The following is a 2,793-nucleotide window of genomic DNA, read 5'->3' as shown; positions in this document are numbered from 1 at the left end:
CGCAACCGGGCCGCCTGCCGCAGCCGCTCCGCGTCCCCGATGACCACCGGACGGCAGCGCCGCAGGGTCTCCGGGGCGAGCAGGGCGGGGACGATCACCTCGGGCCCGATGCCCGCGCCGTCGCCCATGGTGACCGCGATGAGCGGGAGCGGTCCGGCGGGGGCGAGGTTGGTGGGTGCGTTCATGAGGTGACCTTCCGTTCGGTCGAGTGGGGGCGCAGCGCCCGGACGATGTGACGCAGGGAATCGGGATCGCCGAAGCTGCCCGGGCGGGTCACGACGGATCGCCCGTCGGGAGTGCGGAGGTGTACGGCGCCGTGGTGCACCTGCCCGACGGGGTCGAGCCGGGTGATCGCGAGCGCGTCCAGCACGCGACGGGCCGTCTCCCCGCCGGTCAGGACGAGGTCGGCGCCACCGTCGCGCGCCGCGAGCGCGGTGGCGACGGCCCGGGCCAGCCCCTGCACAAGCCGCCGGGGGGATACGGGGCCGGGCGCCCCGCCGCCGTGGCTGTCGGGTGCGGTGGTGCGCCGTGCTGTGGCGGCCACGGCGGAAGCCGTTTTCGGTGACGTGGCGCCGGACCGGGTTTCGGGCAGGGGCGGTGCCGGGGGCTCGGCCGGGTTGGTGAGCGCGGTGGCGACCGCGGTGTCGGTCGTGCCGTCGGGTCCGGTGGCGGTTGCGCTGTGGTGCCGTGTTGCGGCGGTCGCGGCGGTGCCGCCCGCAGCCGACACCGGAGTCTCGGCCGGGCCAACGGGCCCTGGCGCGGGGGTCGTTGCGGGGGGTATCGCGCCGCCCGGCGGCACGACGGCCGGGGCGATGGTGACGACCGTGACCGGTGCCGTCAGCGGGGGCAGCGCGGCCGCGGGCGGCTCCGAGAGCAGGTCGGCCGGGTCGAGCGCGACGTGTACGGCGCCGTCGGCGACCAGTCGGCGCACCTGCTCGACGGCGCCAGGCTCGGCCGTACCGACAACGACCAGCACCGGCCGCTCCGCGGTCTCCGCGGCTACGGGGCGGGGCGCGGTTTCCGCGCGCGTCGCCGTGTCCGTCGTGTCGGGTCGCGCTGCCGTGTCCGTCTGCGCTGCGGCCTTCGCGGCGCGCCCTGCGGCTTCCGCGCCCGGCGCCGCGTCTGCCGTCTCCGTGCGCGTTGCCATGTCGGCCTGCGCCGCGGTCCCTTGCCACGCTGCGGTCGCGGCGCGCGATGCTGCGTCTGTCGTCTCGGGCTGCGCCGCCGTATCCGCCCGTGCCGCGGTTTCCTGCCGCGTTGCGGTCTCGGCGTGCGGCGCCGGGTTCGCCGTCTCGGGGCGCGTCGTCGTGTCCGTCTGCGCTGCGGTCTCGGCCCGCGTCGTCGGCTCCGCCGTCTCCGCCTGTGCTGGCGTCTCTCGCCGTGCTGCGGTCTCGGCGCGGGGCGCCGCGTCCGTCGTCTTGCGCTGCGCTGCCGTATCCGCCCGTGCCGCGGCACCCTGCCGCGTAGCGGCCTCGGCGTGTGGCGCCATGTCTGCCGTCTCGGGGCGCGTCGCCGTGTCCGCCCGTGCTGCGGTTTCCTGCCGCGCAGCTGCGGGCTCGGCCCGCGTCGTCGGCTGCGCCGTCTCTGTCTGCGCTGTGGTCTCTTGCCGCGTTGCGGTCTCGGCGCGGGGCGGCGCGTCTGCGGTCTCGGGCTGCGCTGCCGTATCCGCCCGTGCCGCGGTTTCCTGCTGCGCAGCTGCGGGCTCGGCCCGCGTCGTCGGCTGCGCCGTCTCCGGCTGCGCTGTGCTCTCTCGCCGTGCTGCGGTCTCGGTGTGCGGCGCCGCGTCTGCGGTCTCGGGCTGCGCTGCCGTATCCGCCCGTGCCGCGGCATCCCGCCGCGCTGCGGTATCGGCGCGCCCTGCGGAATCGGTACGCGCCGCCGTCTCCGGCCGCGCCGCCGTCTCCGGGCGCTCGTCGCTGCCCGTCGTGGCGGGCTCGGCCGCCAGGTGGCGGCCCAGGGCCGTTGCCAGGCCGCCCGTGCCGACCAGGCGTAGGCGCAGGTCGTCGGTGAGCGAGGCCGCGACGATCGCGTCCAGGTCGGCGTCGGTCTCCGCGTCGCAGACCGCGACCCGTCCCGCCGCCACCGCGGCCCGCAGGGCGGCCCGCAGGGTGGGCCGTGGGGCGCGTACGGTCGCGAGGGGGATCAACGCGGTGGGCAGTCCGCCCAGCGCGTCGGCCACCGAGGACGGCGGGGCCGTGGCCTCGGCATGCCAGGCATCGCCCTCGTGCAGCGGCACCCCGCCGAGGTGCACCACGCCCGCGCGCACCACGCGCCCGGCGACCGGCAGGGCGGGGGCGACGACCACGCCAGGACCGTCCGCCGCCAGCGCGGCGACCTCGGCGGCCACATTGCCCCGCAGCAGTGAGTCGATCTTCTTCAGGACCAGGGTGTCGCCCGTGGGCGCCAGCCGCAGTGCGTCGCGGACCGCGTCGGCCGCGTCCTCGGCCGGGCAGTGGCGCGAGTCGAGGTCCAGCACGGTCACGGCCCGCGCGTCGGTCGCGGATATCTCCTCGGGACCGGTCGCGGCAGGCCCAAGGACCGGCTCAAGGACGGGCCCAAGAAGGAGTACCCGACTGCGCGTTGTGCGCGACCTCAGCCCGGCGGCCGTCTCGGCGGCACCGGACAGGTCGTCCGCGATGGCCAGCACCCTCCGGAAGGGCGGCATCTCCACCGGTACCTCCTTGAATGGCCATGACAGGGGAAGCGATCAGATGTGATCGGACGTGATCAGACGGTGGACACACGGTACTACCGTGGTCTCGATGATGACACACGTTGCGCGAACCGCGCGAG

General features: G+C 76.5%; 1 protein-coding gene and 1 pseudogene. Both read right to left on the bottom strand.

Features of this window, described 5'->3' with window-relative positions; genetic code table 11:
* Positions 1 to 185: pseudogene (locus SSOG_RS03655) on the bottom strand (4-hydroxythreonine-4-phosphate dehydrogenase PdxA); the annotation flags it as partial.
* Entirely contained in the window at positions 182 to 2,665 is a 2,484-nt protein-coding gene (locus SSOG_RS46590) for a four-carbon acid sugar kinase family protein (protein WP_245606570.1), read from the bottom strand. The gene SSOG_RS46590 and the pseudogene SSOG_RS03655, both read right to left, overlap by 4 nt.
* Positions 2,666 to 2,793: the final 128 nt, after the last annotated feature.

Origin of the sequence: Streptomyces himastatinicus ATCC 53653 (assembly GCF_000158915.1) — a bacterium.
In the GTDB taxonomy this organism is placed as follows: domain Bacteria; phylum Actinomycetota; class Actinomycetes; order Streptomycetales; family Streptomycetaceae; genus Streptomyces; species Streptomyces himastatinicus.
Note: the sequence above shows the minus strand (reverse complement) of the source record. Positions and strands in the feature narration are given on the sequence as shown.

Coding starts and splice junctions, on each gene's coding strand:
- SSOG_RS46590 (WP_245606570.1), bottom strand. CDS start 2,665: ATGCCGCCCTTCCGGAGGGTGCTGGCCATCGCGGACGACCTGTCCGGT.